Origin of the sequence: Bradyrhizobium sp. ORS 375 (genome assembly GCF_000239775.1) — a bacterium.
In the GTDB taxonomy this organism is placed as follows: domain Bacteria; phylum Pseudomonadota; class Alphaproteobacteria; order Rhizobiales; family Xanthobacteraceae; genus Bradyrhizobium.
The window spans coordinates 1-14,108 of sequence record NZ_CAFI01000197.1 but is presented as its reverse complement, the minus strand read 5'-3'; the positions used below and the strand labels follow the sequence as shown (position 1 = coordinate 14,108).

Genomic DNA, 14,108 nt, shown 5'->3' with positions numbered 1-14,108 from the left:
GCCGCGCGCTCGATTCGCCAAAACGAATCGTGACCAGCCCGCAACGTCGTCGCGGGCCTGTGGGTTACGTCAAAATATGAATGGTCTCAGAAACTTGAGACCGCCTCCTGATGCAGGACGCCAAGTGCGTTCCTGCATGGCTTCCCCGCGTTATTGCGACTGCGGGGCGGACGGCGCGTTCGGCGCCGCCGGGGCCTGCTGCTCGTCGGCCTTCTTCAACTGGTCGAGCACGCCGCCGCTGCCCGGTGCCACCGGCGTCGTGCCGCCGGATTGCGTCTGCCCAGGCATGTTGCCGAGGATCGAGCTCGGCTTGCGGTCAAAGCCGGCCAGCCAAGTCAGCAGCAGGCTGGTGATGAAGAAGCCGACCGCCAGCACCGCCGTGGTCCGGGTCAGCAGGTTCGCGGTGCCGCGGCTCGACATGAAGCCGGCCCCACCGCCCATACCGAGGCCGCCGCCTTCGGACTTCTGCAGGAGCACCGCGCCGATCAGGACGGCGACGATCATGAGGTGGATGACGATCAAGACAGTCTGCATGGTGACCTTCCGTCACAAGCCCTCGCAGGCCCCGACCGGAGGCCGGGATCGCGAGAGCTTCGCGGGCTATTCGGAAATTTGCGCGGTGTTACACGATCATGTCGGGCAACGCCACCCCGCAGATAATCGCAGCGGCGCTTCGCACAAGCGCGATTGAAGTCCCGGCCCGAGCCACTTGCCCACAGTGCCAACTTCTATTATTGGAGACGAATGGATCAAATTATAGACGATTTCAGCCAGCGTCTCGCCCGGCGCCTGCAGCTCGAACGCGACAGCCGCGGCTGGTCGCTGGCCGACCTCGCCGAGCGTTCGGGCGTCTCCAAGGCGACGATCAGCAAGATCGAGCGCGCCGAGGTCAGTCCAACGGCTGTGGTGCTGGTGAAGCTCGCCAGTGCGTTCGATCTCACCCTTGCCGGCCTGATGCTGCGCGCGGAAGCCCAATCGGAGCGGCTGTCGAAAGCGTCGGAGCAGCCGGTCTGGCGCGATCCCGACACCGGCTATATCCGGCGCCAGATCTTTCTCAGGCCGGATCACCCGATCGAACTGGTGACGGTCGAGATGCCCGCCCGCCGCAGCGTGACGCTGCCGGCCTCCTCCTACATCCATATCCGCCAGCTCGTCTGGGTGCAGAGCGGCCGCCTGGCGATCACCGAGGGCGCGGAGCGGCACGAGCTCGGCGCCGGCGACTGCCTGGGCTTCGGCCCGCCGATCGACACCACCTTCGCCAACGAGACTGACGCGCCTTGCGTCTATGTCGTCGCCCTTGCCAGGAGCTGAGCATGTTGCCGCCGCGAATCGTAGCCTTGTCCGACACGCCGACCATTCGCGCCGGGCTCAGCGCGATGCTGATCGAAACAGTGGCCCATGGCGGCTCTGTCAGCTTCATGCATCCACTCAGCCCTGACGATGCCGATGCATTCTGGCAGGAGTCGCTCGCGGCCGCGGGGCGCGGCGAGCGAATCGTGCTGGGGGCTTTTGACGAGCAGGACCTGATCGGGACGGTGACGCTACAGCTGAAGCTGCCGCCGAACCAGCCGCATCGCGCCGAGATCGCCAAGATGATGACCCGCGTCAGCCACCGCAAGCGCGGCGTCGCGCGCGCCCTGCTGCAAGCGGCGGAGAACCTCGCGAGGTCGCGGGGCCGCACAATGCTGGTGCTCGACACCGCCGAAGATGGCGGCGCCTCATCACTCTACGAAGGTGTCGGCTTCCAGCTGACCGGCATCATCCCGGACTATGCCGTGAAGCCGCATGGCGGCCTCACCGGCACGATGATCTATTGGAAGCGGATTGGAGAAGCGGCCTGAGGCGCATCAGCCCGCCCGCTCACCTCGGCTCTCAACAGCCCTTCGCAATTGCGAGAAAGTCTGCCGCTTTCAGGCTGGCGCCGCCGACCAGCGCCCCGTTGACGTTGGCGACAGCCATCAGCTCGGCGGCATTGGAGGGCTTGACCGAGCCACCGTAGAGGATGCGCATCCGCGCCCCCTGCTCCTTGAACCGATCGATCAGCAATTGCCGAATAAAGGCATGAATCTGCTCGACATCCCCGGCGGTCGGCGTCAGCCCGGTGCCGATCGCCCAGACCGGCTCATAGGCCACGATCAGATTGTCGGCCCGCGAGCCCTCCGGCAAGCTGAGCGTGAGCTGCCCACTCAGAATGTCCAGCGTCAGCCCGGCGTCGCGCTGCTGCTGGGTCTCGCCGACGCAGACGATCGCGACCAGCCCGGCGCGCCAGGCCGCCTCCGCCTTCTGGTGCACGACCACGTCGCTTTCGCCATGATCGGCCCGCCGCTCCGAATGCCCGACGATGATCGCGCTGGCGCCGGCATCCGCCAGCATCTCAGCGGAGATATCGCCGGTGTGGGCGCCCGATGCCTTGGCGTGGCAATCCTGCGCTCCGACCGCGATCGAGGTGGCCCCGCGCGCCTTTTCGGCGAAGGCGGCCAGCAGCGTCGCCGGCGGGCACACCAGAAGGTCGGCCTTGGCGGTGACATCGGCCGCCCCCGCCAGCATGGCCTCGAACTCGGCGGCCGACGCCTTCAGGCCGTTCATTTTCCAGTTGCCCGCGATCAAGGGGCGGATGCGGTCGGTCATGGCGGGATTCCAGCAAACGTTGTGACAGGGGATCGGCTAGCAGAGCCCCTGCAGGAGTACCAGAGCGCGAACCGTCTTCCCACCGCTTCAATCCGCCTCAGGCGCGAGGTTGCGACCGGGCGGCTGCCTCTTTATAAGCCGTTTCAACTCGGTGACGCCCTTTCGCGGAATCCGCTCTAAGGCGCGGCCCCTTCATCCTTTTTCCTGCAGACAGACTGGACCCATGCTTCGAGGATTACGCAAGGCCTCATCAAACTGGCTCGGCAAGACCATCATGGCCGTGGTCATGGGCGTTTTGATCGTCAGCTTCGGCATCTGGGGCATCGCCGACATCTTCCGCGGCTTCGGGCAATCGACGGCGGCCACCGTCGGCCGCACCGAGATCTCGATCAACGAGTTCCGGCAGATCTATACGGACCGGCTGCAGCAGATCGGCCGCCAGATCGGCCGTCCGCTGACCACCGAGCAGGCCCGCATGTTCGGGCTCGACCGCTCCGTGCTGCAGCAGACGATTGCGGAAGCCGCACTTGACGAGCAGGCCCGCCGACTCGGCCTCGGCCAGTCGGACGCCGAGACCATGCGGGTGATCCTGAGCGATCCCAACTTCAAGGGTCCGAATGGCGCCTTCGACCCGCAGCGCTTCCAGGCCATCATCCGCAATTTCGGCTTCACCGAGCAGCGCTATCTGGCCGATCAGCGCCGGCAATCGCTGCGGCGGCAGATCACCGGCACCATCGCGGCCGGACTGGAGCCGTCCAACACGATGCTCGACGCACTCAGCCGCTTCCAGAACGAGCAGCGCTCGATCGACTACATCAAGCTCGACGCGGTGCAGGCCGGCACCATCGAGACGCCGGCGCCCGAGGTGCTCGCGACCTATTTCGACGAGCACAAGGCGCAGTTCAAGGCGCCGGAATATCGCAAGATCTCGTTCGTGCTGGTGACGCCGGAAGAACTCGGCAAGTGGACCACCGTGTCCGACGAGGATGCCCGCAAACTGTTCGATCAGCGCAAGGCGCTGATGGGCACGCCGGAGAAGCGGCAGGTCCTGCAGATGACGTTCCCGAGCATGGAAGAGGCGCAGGCGGCACGCGCGCGCATCGCATCGGGTGAGGTGACGTTCGACGAGCTCGCCAAGGAGCGCAACCTGAACCCGGCCGATCTCGATCTCGGACTGGTGACGAAATCCGCCATTCTCGATCCTGCCGTCGCCGACATGGCGTTCTCGCTTCCGACCGGTGAGGTCAGCCAGCCGGTCAAGGGCGCCTTCAACGTCGCGCTGGTGAAGGTGAGCGCGATCCAGCCGGGCCAGGAGCCGGCCTATGAGAGCGTCGCTGCCGACATCAAGAAGGAGATCGCCGCCGAGCGCGCCAAGTCGGAGGTCGCCACTCTGCGCGACAAGATGGAAGACGAGCGCGGCGGCGGCGCGAGCGTTGCCGAGGCGGCCAAGAAGCTTGGTCTGAATGCGGTGACGGTCGAGGCGGTCGACCGCTCCGGCAAGCAGCCCAACGGCCAGCCGGTGCCGAATATTCCGCTCGGCCTCGACGTCGTCTCCCAGGCCTTCAACAGCGATGTCGGCGTCGACAACGAGCCGATCTCGTTCCGCGGCGGCTATGTCTGGTTCGAGGTGCTCGGCATCACCCCGCCGCGCGACCGCACGCTCGACGAGGTCAAGGACCAGGTCGCAGCCAAGTGGCGCGACGACGAGGTGGCCAAGCGGCTGCGCGCCAAGGCCACCGAGCTCGTCAAGAAGCTGAATGAAGGCGGCAAGCTCGCGGACGAGGCGGCCTCGCTCGGTGTCAAGCTCGAGACCGCCAGCGCTTTCAAGCGCGATGCCAGCCTGCCCGGCGTGCCCACCGGCGCGATCACTGCTGCCTTCCGCACCGCCAAGGACGGCGTCGGCCAGACAGAGGCGGATGGCGGCCGGCAGTGGATCGTGTTCCGCGTGACCGACATCGTCGATCCCAAAGTCGACTTGGCGTCCGAAGACGTCAAGAAGCTGAAGGACCAGTTGCAGCGCGCGCTCGCTGATGAGCAGGGCACGTCGTACGTCCTGAAGCTCGAGAAGGACATCGGGACCACGATCAACGAAGCGGCCGTGGCCCAGGTGGTCGGCGGCGGCAGCAATCAGTGACGGCTCGCGAGGGGACGCGTGATGGACGATCTGAAGTCGATCATTGGCAAGGTGGCGACCGGTGCGCCGCTGTCCCGCGAGCAGGCTGCGTCCGCCTTCGACAGCATGATGTCGGGCGAGGCGACGCCCTCGCAAATGGGCGCGCTGCTGATGGCGCTGCGCGTGCGTGGCGAGACCGTCGAGGAGATCACCGGCGCCGTCAGTGTGATGCGGGCCAAGATGCTCCGCGTCGAGGCGCCGGCGAACGCCGTCGATATCGTCGGCACCGGCGGTGACGGCTCCGGCTCGGTCAATGTCTCGACCTGCGCCTCCTTCATCGTGGCGGGCGCCGGCGTGCCGGTGGCCAAGCATGGCAACCGCGCGCTGTCGTCGCGCTCCGGCGCGGCTGACGTGCTCGCCGCGCTCGGCGTCAAGATCGATCTGAAGCCGGAACAGGTCGGGCGTTGCGTGCGCGAGGCGGGCATCGGCTTCATGTTCGCGCCGGCGCATCATCCGGCGATGAAGAACGTCGGCCCAACCCGGGTCGAGCTCGCCACCCGCACCATCTTCAACCTGCTCGGTCCGCTGTCGAACCCTGCCGGCGTCAAGCGCCAGATGGTCGGCGTGTTCTCGCGGCAATGGGTCGAGCCTTTGGCGCAGGTGCTGAAGAACCTCGGTTCGGACGCCGCCTGGGTCGTGCACGGCTCCGATGGCCTCGACGAGATCACGCTCACCGGACCCACCTTCGTGGCGGCGCTGGAGAACGGCCATATCAGAACCTTCGAAATCTCGCCTCAAGAGGCCGGGCTCGGCCTGTGCGGCAGCGAGGGGCTCAAGGGCGGTGACGCCGCAGCCAACGCCGTGGCGCTGCAGAGCGTGCTGGACGGCCTGCCGAGCCCTTACCGCGATGTCGCCCTGCTGAACGCAGCGGCGGCTCTCGTCGTCGCCGGCCGCGCCAAGTCGCTGAAGGAGGGCGTCGCAATCGGCCAGGACTCGCTCGACAGCGGCGCGGCAGCGGCACGGCTGAAGCAGCTGATCGCCGTCTCCAACAGCTGATATCAGGAGCGGGCCATGTCGGACATCCTGGCCAAGATCGAAGCCTATAAGCGCGAGGAGATCGCGGCCGCGAAGCAGGCGTGCCCTCTGTCGGAGCTCGAGTCGCGTGCACGGCACGCTTCCCCACCACGGGGTTTCGTCAAGGCCATCCGCAGCAAGCACGCGAACGGCGACTATGCGCTGATCGCCGAGGTGAAGAAGGCCTCGCCGTCCAAGGGCCTGATCCGCGCAGATTTCGATCCGCCGGTTCTCGCCAAGGCCTATGAGGCCGGCGGCGCCGCGTGTCTCTCCGTGCTGACCGATACGCCGTCGTTCCAGGGCCATCTCGACTACATGGTCGCCGCGCGCGCCGCGACGGCCCTGCCCGTGCTGCGCAAGGACTTCATGTTCGACACCTACCAGGTGGTCGAGGCGCGGGCGCATGGCGCGGACTGCATCCTCATCATCATGGCGGCGCTCGATGACGCGGCGGCGGCCGATATCGAGGCGGCGGCGCTCGCTCATGCGATGGACGTGCTGATCGAGATCCACGACCGCGCCGAGCTCGATCGCGCGCTGAAGCTGTGCTCGCCGATGATCGGCATCAACAATCGCAACTTGCGCACCTTTGAGACCACACTGGCGACCTCCGAGACGCTGGCGCCGCTGGTGCCCCGCGAGCGGCTGCTGGTCGGCGAGAGCGGCATCTTCACGCCGGCGGACCTGTCGCGGCTCGCGCGCGTCGACATCCAGACCTTCCTGGTCGGCGAAAGCCTGATGCGGCAGGCGGACGTGACCGCCGCGACGCGCGCCCTGCTCGCGCGAGGTAGCGCCTCCGCGAGCGCGGCTGAGTAGCCGCTCATGACTGACAAGCCCTCCCTCACCCACATCGACGCGCGCGGCGAGGCCCGCATGGTCGACGTGTCCGAGAAGGCCGCAACGGAACGAACCGCCACTGCCGAGGGCCGCGTTGTCATGAGCCCGGCGACGCTGGAACTGATCGTGTCCGGCAATGCCAAGAAGGGCGACGTGCTGGGCACCGCGCGCATTGCCGGCATCATGGCCGCGAAACGGACATCCGAGCTGATTCCGCTGTGCCACCCGCTGGCGCTCTCGAAGGTGACGGTGGACATCACAACCGATGCCGCCCTGCCCGGCTGCGTCGTCTCGGCGACCGTCAAGGTCACCGGCCCGACCGGTGTCGAGATGGAGGCGCTCACGGCGGTATCGGTCGCCTGCCTGACCATCTACGACATGATCAAGGCCGCCGAGCGCGGCGTGCGCATCGAAGGCATCCACCTGACTGAGAAGATCGGCGGCAAGTCCGGGCATTATCGCGCCTGACGGTATCTGGAAGCCCACTACAACTTCAAATTAATTGTTCGCTAACTCATCTTGCTAACCTCACTTCCATTGCGGGCCTGTAGCCATTGCTGTGGAAGGGTCGTTGTGGCGGTCCATCCTCAAACGCCTTTCGCACGCGTATTCGGGACCGATGACGACCAATACCAGTCCAGGAAGTGCCCTCAAAGCTTCGGCTGACAGCAGCGGACCGATCCGCTGGCTGGTCGGCGGAGGCCTCGTGCTGATTGCGGCGATTGCCATCGGCGCGACCATCATGGCCGACAGCTTCCGGGAGCGCGCGCTGAACAGCGCGACGCGCGAGCTGGAAAACACCGTGCTGCTGCTGTCGCGCCATTTCGACCAGCAGATGGAGGATCTCGGCGCGATCCAGCGCGACCTCGCCAACTACGTGCGGCAGAACGGCATCGACACCGATGCGCGGTTCAAGGAGCAGATGGGAAGCGCCGCCGTCAACGCCATGCTGAAGGGCAAGCTGAGCGCGACGTCCTATGTCGGCGGTGTGAACATCTTCGATTCCGACGGCAACCTGATCAACTCCGCGGCGTCCTGGCCGCTGCCGCCCGTCAACATCGCCGATCGTACCTTCTTCGCGCGATTGAAGGCCGATCCGACCGCGCCGCAATTGCTGATCGCGCCTGTGGTGGGTCGGATCACCGGCAGCTATGTCGCGGTCATCGCGCTGAAGCTGACCAGTCCCAAAGGCGAGTTCCTCGGCGTCATCAGCCGCAGTCTCGAACCTCTCAATGTCGAGCGGTTCTTCGCCTCCGTGGCACTCGGTCCCGAAGCCGCGATCTCGATGATGCATTTCGATGGCACTCTGCTCGCCCGCTATCCGCGGCATGACGGGATGACCGGCCAGAACTACAAGGATGCGCCAATCTTCCGGCAGATCCTCTCCGGTGACGGCAATACGACGGGCATCTTCAACAGCCCGGTCGATCGCGTGCATCGCATTGGCGCCTCGCACCGGCTGACGAGCTACCCGTTGATCGTCACCGCCACGACGACGGTGTCGGCGGCGCTGGCCGACTGGCGCGAGCAGATGCGTTTCCTGATCGGCGTCGGCGTGACCTCGGTGCTGCTGATCGCCGGCATGCTGACGGTCGTCGTGCGGCGGCTGATCCGCGACCACGACGCGTCGAGCCGGCGACTGATGCTGGAGAAGGAGCGCCTCGACAAGGCCGTCAACAACATGACCCAGGGGCTCCTGCTGTTCGACGCCTCGGAGCGCCTGGTCATCAGCAATCAGCGCTACATCGACATGTACGGCCTGTCCACCGACGTCGTGAAGCCCGGCTGCACCTTCCGCGAGCTGATCGCACACCGCAAGGCGTCCGGCTCGCTCGTCGGTGACGACCGCGAATATGCCAGCGCCGTGCTGCGTGACGTCGGCCGCAAGAAATCGCAGATCATCGAGACGCCGGACGGCCGCTCGATCCAGATCGTGAACGAGCCGATCGTCGGCGGCGGCTGGCTCGCGACCCATGAGGACATCACCGAGCGCAGGCGCGCTGAGCAGCAGATCACGCATCTGGCGCATTATGATGCGCTGACCGAGCTGCCGAACCGCACGCTGTTCCACGAGCGGCTGAAGGGGGAAATGGCGGGCGTTGCCGAAGGGCGGCAGCTCGCGCTGCACTACATCGACATCGACGAATTCAAGGGCGTCAACGATTCGCTTGGCCATCTCATCGGCGACGAGCTGCTCAAGTCGGTCGCGCGCAGCCTGCAGGCGTGCGTCGGCACCGCAGGCTTCGTCGCGCGGCTGGGCGGCGACGAGTTTGCGGTGGTACAGACCACGATCAAGAGCCGCGAGGACGTCAGCTGTCTGATCGACGACATGCTCGCCGCCATCCGCGCCCCGCGCGACTGCCTCGGCCATCAATTGACGGCCGACGCCTCGATCGGCGTGGCTCTGATTCCGCAGCACGGCACCGATCTCGACCAGATCATGAAGAACGCCGATCTGGCGATGTACGCCGCTAAGGCTGCGGGACGTCGCACCTGGCGGTTCTTCGAGCCGGAGATGGACGCCCAGGTCAAGGCGCGGCATCAGCTCGAGGTCGACCTGCGGCAGGCCATGGTCGACGATCAGCTCGAGGTCTACTACCAGCCCTGCCTCAGCCTGCAGGACGACCGCATCGTCGGCTGCGAGGCGCTGGTGCGCTGGAAGCATCCGACCCGCGGCTACGTCTCCCCCGCCGAGTTCATTCCGATCGCCGAGGACACCGGCCTCATCAACCGGCTCGGCGAGCGCGTCCTCAACGTCGCCTGCGCCGAGGCCGCGACCTGGCCCGACGACATCCGGCTGGCGGTCAACGTCTCGCCGGTGCAGTTCAAGAGCGGCACGCTCGCGCTCAAGGTCGCCAAGGCGCTCGCGGCCTCCGGCCTGTCGCCACGCCGGCTCGAGCTCGAGATCACCGAAGCGGTGCTGATCCGCGACGACGACGCGCTCGATACCCTGCACGAGCTGCGCGCGCTCGGCGTGCGCATCGCGCTCGACGATTTCGGCACCGGCTATTCCAGCCTCAGCTATCTGCAGCGGATCCCGTTCGACAAGATCAAGATCGACCGCTGCTTCGTCAAAGACATCACCGAAAGCGAAGGTTCCGCCGCCATCGTCCAGGCCGTCGTCAACATCGCCGCGATCCGCAAGATGTCGACGACTGCGGAAGGCGTCGAGACCGAGGCGCAGCGCCAGGTGCTGAAGCGGCTCGGCTGCTCGGAGATGCAGGGCTATCTGTTCAGCCCTCCCAAGCCGGCCGCCGACGTGCGAGGCCTGTTTGCCGCGCACCGCGCCGACGGCTCATCCAAGACCCGCCCACGCTCCGATGCGGCCTGAGGCCGGAGCGGCCGCTGCCACGAGATCAGCGAAAGTTGAAACATCTTCGCAAACCGATCTCAACCATAACACCCGATCGCACCGCACGACGCTTGAACGCGAACGCCGCCGCACGAACTGACCTGTCGTGACGGGCACACTCCATGTCCGCCCGTACACGCTGGTCGAAAACCACGACGGGACGGCCGCAAGGCCGCCCCGCCGGGCGAAATCATCACGAGCGCGGCACCAAGCCGGCCTCGTGGGCCGTTCAGTTCGGCACCGCCGCCTTGGCCCGGACATCCGCATTCACGGTGACGCCGCGCAGCACGTTGAACGCCGCGTGCAGCGCCTTGTCGTCCTTCTCGTCCGGCGGAACATAGGACTGCGATCCGGTCTGCTCGGTGCCGTCGGCCGCCGACAGATGGCCGCGCATCCCCGCCTCGCCCTTGAGCTCGGTGCGATCCTTCAGCTCGTCCGGCACGTCCTGCTTGACCTCGATGTCGGGCGCGATGCCCTGCGCCTGGATCGAGCGGCCCGACGGCGTGTAGTAGCGCGCGGTGGTCAGCGCCAGCGCGCCGTTGCCGGCGCCGAGCGGGATGATGGTCTGCACCGAGCCCTTGCCGAACGACCGCGTGCCGACCAGCGTCGCGCGCTTGTGATCATGCAGCGCGCCCGCCACGATCTCCGAGGCCGACGCCGAACCGCCATTGATCAGGACAACGATCGGCTTGCCCTTGGTGAGATCGCCGCCGCGCGCCGTGAAGCGCTGCGTCTCCTCGGGATTGCGGCCACGGGTCGAGACCACCTCGCCACGCGGCAGGAAGGTGCTGGAGACCGACACCGCCTGATCGAGCAGGCCGCCCGGATTGTTGCGCAGGTCGATGACGTATCCCGCGAGCTTCTCCTGCGGAATGTCCCGGCCGATGCTGGCGATCGCCTTGCGCAGGGTCTCGGTGGTCTGCTCGTTGAACGAGGTGATGCGGATGTAGCCGATATCGCCGCCCTCGGTATGGTAGCGCACCGGGCGCACCCGGATGATCTCGCGCGTCAAGGTGAGCTCGAGCGGCGCCTCCTTGCCCTTGCGGATGATGGTGAGCTTGGTCTTTGTATTGACCCCGCCCTTCATCTTGGCGACCGCCTGCTCGAGCGTGAGGCCTTGCACGCTGTCGCCGTCGATCTTGGCGATGAGATCGCCGGACAGGATGCCGGCCTTCGAGGCCGGCGTTTCGTCGATCGGCGCGACGACCTTGACGAGCCCGTCTTCCATGGTGACCTCGATGCCGAGGCCGCCGAACTCACCCGACGTCGTCTCCTGCATGTCGCGCCAGGACTTGTCGTTCATGTAGCGCGAGTGCGGATCGAGCGACGACACCATGCCGTTGATGGCGCCTTCGATCAGCGCGGGATCGCTGGGCTTCTCGACATAGTCGGCGCGCACGCGCTCGAACACCGCGCCAAACAGGTTGAGCTGAGAATAGGTATCGCCCATGCCGGCCGCTGCTTTGGCCCGGGCGATCAGGTGCGCTCCCTCGGGTCCGGACACCATCAGGGTCAGACAGACGCCGGTCATCGTGCCCGCCAAGAACAGCCAGTTTTTGCGCATTGCTTTGCTTCCCGAGCGTTTGTTTGGTGACCGGCTGTTCGCATGAACCGAACGCGATGCCGGCGGCTTAGTCCACGAACTCACACCACATTTCCGGTTTCTTCAAGGCCGATATGCCACCCGGGCCGCCGGAGGGTCGCGCCGGCTCCCCATCCGGCGAACTCAACCGAAATGGACGTTCACCGACCGAAATCAAGATCGGGACCACGCCGGGATCGCAACCGGTCGCCTGCATCCGGTCTTTCACGGTTGTCCCATGATCACAACTCAAAGAGCCGTGTCCACGAGGGCGAATCGGCGCGACGGGCACCGGGCCCCGCGCAGCTCGGAATGGCTTGCACATGGCCCGCCGGATGAGCGATGCTGGATAACAAATGATAATCTGCGCTGGGAGGCAGGCATGACCCAACAGACCCCGATCGAGGCCGGGTGGCGCAACGTCGAGCTTGGCGCCAGCGACGAAAAGTTCCAGAACCTGCACGAGTTCATCCGCAAGGCTCGAACCCAGCTCAACCAGAACGCCTGGGATTACATCATCGGCGGTGCCGAGACGGAGACGACGCTGCGCAGGAACCGGATGGCTCTCGACGAGATCGCGTTCCGTCCGCGCGTGCTGCGCGACGTCTCCCGCGTCGATGCTTCGGTCGAACTGTTCGGACGCAGGCTGCGCCTGCCGGTCGTGATGGCGCCGGTGGGCGCGCTCGAGATCTTCGATCCCGCCGGGGCCGCCAGCGTCGCGCGCGGCGCCGGCCGGTTCGGGGCCGCGCACATGCTGAGCTCGGTGTCGGAGCCGGGCCTGGAAAGGACCGCCGAAGCGGCACCCGACGCCCTGCGCATCTTTCAGCTCTATGTGCGCGGTGACGACGCCTTCGTCGAGGACTATGTCAGCCGTGCCGTTGCCAACAGATACGCGGCGTTCTGCCTGACCGTCGACACCGCCCATTACAGCCGGCGCGAGCGCGATATCGCCAAGCGTTACGTGCGCGAGAGCCGGCTGCGCGCCACCGGCGGCGACCACCAGAAGGCGCTGAGCTGGCACACGGTGAAGCTGATCAAGGACAGGTTCAAGCTGCCGCTGATCATCAAGGGCATCGCCACCGCCGAGGATGCCGAGATCGCCCTCGATCACGGCGTCGACTGGATCTATGTCTCCAACCATGGCGGCCGCCAGCTCGACCATGGTCGCGGGGCCATGCATGTGCTGCCGGAGATCGTCGGAGCGGTGAAGGGCCGCGCCAAGATCATGGTCGATGGCGGCTTCTGCCGCGGCACCGACATCGTCAAGGCCATCGCGTCCGGCGCCGACATGGTCGGCATCGGCCGGCTGCAATGCTGGGCACTCGCGGCCGCCGGCGAGGACGGCATCCTGCGCATGCTGGAACTGTTGGAGGACGAGGTCATCCGCGCCCTCGGCCTGCTCGGCGTGACCTCCTTCGGCGAGTTGAACGCGTCTTATCTGCACAAGGCGATCGCCACCAACATGCCGAGCGTGTTCAGCGCGTTTCCACTGGCCGAGATCGAGCCCTACCGCTATTGAGGGGGCCCTCCACCGGCTCCCTCTCTGGCAAGAACGCGCGTCGCGATGCTCCCTTCCGATCTCCGCCCCGGCGCAGCCGATGCGCTGCTGTTTGATCTCGGCCGCGTCGTCATCGACATCGATTTCGGACAGGTGATGGCCTGCTGGGCGGCTCACGCCGGTTGCGCGCCGGACGACATCGCGCCGCGCTTCGTGCGCGACGAGATCTATCACGGCCATGAGCGCGGCACGGTCTCCGACGCCGCGTTCTTCGCCAATCTGCGCAGCCAGCTCGGCATCGACATCAGCGACGCCCAGTTCCTGGAGGGCTGGAACGCGATCTTCGTCGGCCCGATGCCCGGCATCGCCCCGCTGCTCGCACGCGCGGCCGCAACGCTGCCGCTGTACGCATTCTCCAACACCAACCAGCCGCATATCGATCACTTCTCGCCCCGCTACGCCGACCTGCTCAGTCACTTCCGCGAGACCTTCCTGTCGTCATCGATCGGCCTCCGCAAGCCGGACGCCGAGGCCTACGGACACGTGGTGAAGGCGATCGGCGTGCCTGCGGAGCGGATCGTGTTCTTTGATGATCTCGCGGAAAACATTGCGGGCGCGCGTGCCAGCGGGCTGCAGGCGGTGCTGGTGCGCTCCACGGAAGATATTGCGGCGGCGATGGCTGCGTTGGGCGTCTGATTGTGCCTGGCCATGACTTGTCATGGCCGCCCTGCTGCCACCGGTGCGTTCGTGGCCCGCGACCAAGCCAAAACCTCGCTGTCGTCCCTGCGAACGCAGGGACCATAATCCCGGGCGCCTGTTGGGACGCGAGGCTGGTCCGGCATCGTGCGCAACAACATCTCCCGGGGGTTATGGGTCCCTGCGTTCGCAGGGACGACAGTGGGGGTGGCGCAAGAGCGGTGCTTCCAATTGCAGGCGCACAATCATGCAAATTCGTTCTCGCGGCATGACATGCCCGAGTGATGCTGCTCTCGTTCACCCTCCTCGAAACGGAGGGCGCAGGGAA

The 14,108-nt window shown here is 66.3% G+C and carries 12 protein-coding genes; 9 read left to right on the top strand and 3 right to left on the bottom strand.

The genetic code is table 11. The features are described 5' to 3' along the window. Positions 1–150: 150 nt before the first annotated feature. A complete protein-coding gene (gene secG, locus BRAO375_RS16820; protein WP_009028664.1) occupies positions 151–534 on the bottom strand; it encodes a preprotein translocase subunit SecG in 384 nt (127 codons plus the stop codon). Positions 535–744: 210 nt separating this feature from the next. On the opposite strand from secG, the gene BRAO375_RS16815 reads away from it, so the two are divergent. After that, positions 745–1,311, top strand: coding sequence for a helix-turn-helix domain-containing protein (locus BRAO375_RS16815; protein WP_009028663.1), 567 nt, complete (start codon positions 745–747; stop codon positions 1,309–1,311). A 2-nt stretch (positions 1,312–1,313) separates the two neighbouring features. Continuing rightward, on the top strand, positions 1,314–1,841 hold the full coding sequence (locus BRAO375_RS16810) for a GNAT family N-acetyltransferase (protein ID WP_009028662.1): 528 nt from the start codon (positions 1,314–1,316) through the stop codon (positions 1,839–1,841). A 31-nt stretch (positions 1,842–1,872) separates the two neighbouring features. On the opposite strand, the gene tpiA is transcribed toward BRAO375_RS16810, so the two are convergent. Continuing rightward, positions 1,873–2,628 (bottom strand): triose-phosphate isomerase, encoded by a 756-nt coding sequence (gene tpiA, locus BRAO375_RS16805; protein ID WP_009028661.1) that lies wholly within the window; start codon positions 2,626–2,628, stop codon positions 1,873–1,875. A gap of 223 nt (positions 2,629–2,851) precedes the next feature. Here tpiA and BRAO375_RS16800 point away from each other — a divergent pair, with 223 nt between their 5' ends. From BRAO375_RS16800 to BRAO375_RS16780, 5 genes are all read left to right on the top strand, one after another. After that, complete coding sequence (locus BRAO375_RS16800; protein ID WP_009028660.1) at positions 2,852–4,762, top strand: peptidylprolyl isomerase; 1,911 nt, start codon at positions 2,852–2,854, stop codon at positions 4,760–4,762. Positions 4,763–4,783: 21 nt separating this feature from the next. After that, positions 4,784–5,797, top strand: coding sequence for an anthranilate phosphoribosyltransferase (trpD, locus tag BRAO375_RS16795; protein ID WP_009028659.1), 1,014 nt, complete (start codon positions 4,784–4,786; stop codon positions 5,795–5,797). Between the two features lie 15 nt (positions 5,798–5,812). Continuing rightward, entirely contained in the window at positions 5,813–6,631 is an 819-nt protein-coding gene (trpC, locus tag BRAO375_RS16790; protein ID WP_009028658.1) for an indole-3-glycerol phosphate synthase TrpC, read from the top strand. A 6-nt stretch (positions 6,632–6,637) separates the two neighbouring features. Next, the gene (gene moaC / locus BRAO375_RS16785; protein WP_009028657.1) at positions 6,638–7,120 is read left to right on the top strand and encodes a cyclic pyranopterin monophosphate synthase MoaC; all 483 of its coding nucleotides are present in this window, start codon (positions 6,638–6,640) and stop codon (positions 7,118–7,120) included. A gap of 151 nt (positions 7,121–7,271) precedes the next feature. Further along, positions 7,272–9,983: a bifunctional diguanylate cyclase/phosphodiesterase gene (locus BRAO375_RS16780; RefSeq protein WP_009028656.1), complete on the top strand. Its 2,712-nt coding sequence runs from the start codon at positions 7,272–7,274 to the stop codon at positions 9,981–9,983. Between the two features lie 250 nt (positions 9,984–10,233). Here BRAO375_RS16780 and BRAO375_RS16775 read toward each other — a convergent pair whose 3' ends face one another. Further along, on the bottom strand, positions 10,234–11,568 hold the full coding sequence (locus BRAO375_RS16775; RefSeq protein WP_009028655.1) for a S41 family peptidase: 1,335 nt from the start codon (positions 11,566–11,568) through the stop codon (positions 10,234–10,236). Between the two features lie 400 nt (positions 11,569–11,968). Here BRAO375_RS16775 and BRAO375_RS16770 point away from each other — a divergent pair, with 400 nt between their 5' ends. Together BRAO375_RS16770 and BRAO375_RS16765 are read left to right on the top strand one after the other, a co-directional pair. Further along, on the top strand, positions 11,969–13,105 hold the full coding sequence (locus BRAO375_RS16770; RefSeq protein WP_009028654.1) for an alpha-hydroxy acid oxidase: 1,137 nt from the start codon (positions 11,969–11,971) through the stop codon (positions 13,103–13,105). Positions 13,106–13,150: 45 nt separating this feature from the next. Further along, positions 13,151–13,780 carry an HAD family hydrolase gene (locus tag BRAO375_RS16765; RefSeq protein WP_009028653.1) on the top strand — a complete coding sequence of 210 codons (630 nt, stop codon included), beginning with the start codon at positions 13,151–13,153 and terminating at the stop codon, positions 13,778–13,780. Positions 13,781–14,108: the final 328 nt, after the last annotated feature.

Bases quoted from the DNA above. Each gene is read 5' to 3' on its own strand.
- secG (WP_009028664.1), bottom strand. From the start codon at position 534: ATGCAGACTGTCTTGATCGTCATCCACCTCATGATCGTCGCCGTCCTG.
- BRAO375_RS16815 (WP_009028663.1), top strand. From the start codon at position 745: ATGGATCAAATTATAGACGATTTCAGCCAGCGTCTCGCCCGGCGCCTG.
- BRAO375_RS16810 (WP_009028662.1), top strand. From the start codon at position 1,314: ATGTTGCCGCCGCGAATCGTAGCCTTGTCCGACACGCCGACCATTCGC.
- tpiA (WP_009028661.1), bottom strand. From the start codon at position 2,628: ATGACCGACCGCATCCGCCCCTTGATCGCGGGCAACTGGAAAATGAAC.
- BRAO375_RS16800 (WP_009028660.1), top strand. From the start codon at position 2,852: ATGCTTCGAGGATTACGCAAGGCCTCATCAAACTGGCTCGGCAAGACC.
- trpD (WP_009028659.1), top strand. From the start codon at position 4,784: ATGGACGATCTGAAGTCGATCATTGGCAAGGTGGCGACCGGTGCGCCG.
- trpC (WP_009028658.1), top strand. From the start codon at position 5,813: ATGTCGGACATCCTGGCCAAGATCGAAGCCTATAAGCGCGAGGAGATC.
- moaC (WP_009028657.1), top strand. From the start codon at position 6,638: ATGACTGACAAGCCCTCCCTCACCCACATCGACGCGCGCGGCGAGGCC.
- BRAO375_RS16780 (WP_009028656.1), top strand. From the start codon at position 7,272: ATGACGACCAATACCAGTCCAGGAAGTGCCCTCAAAGCTTCGGCTGAC.
- BRAO375_RS16775 (WP_009028655.1), bottom strand. From the start codon at position 11,568: ATGCGCAAAAACTGGCTGTTCTTGGCGGGCACGATGACCGGCGTCTGT.
- BRAO375_RS16770 (WP_009028654.1), top strand. From the start codon at position 11,969: ATGACCCAACAGACCCCGATCGAGGCCGGGTGGCGCAACGTCGAGCTT.
- BRAO375_RS16765 (WP_009028653.1), top strand. From the start codon at position 13,151: ATGCTCCCTTCCGATCTCCGCCCCGGCGCAGCCGATGCGCTGCTGTTT.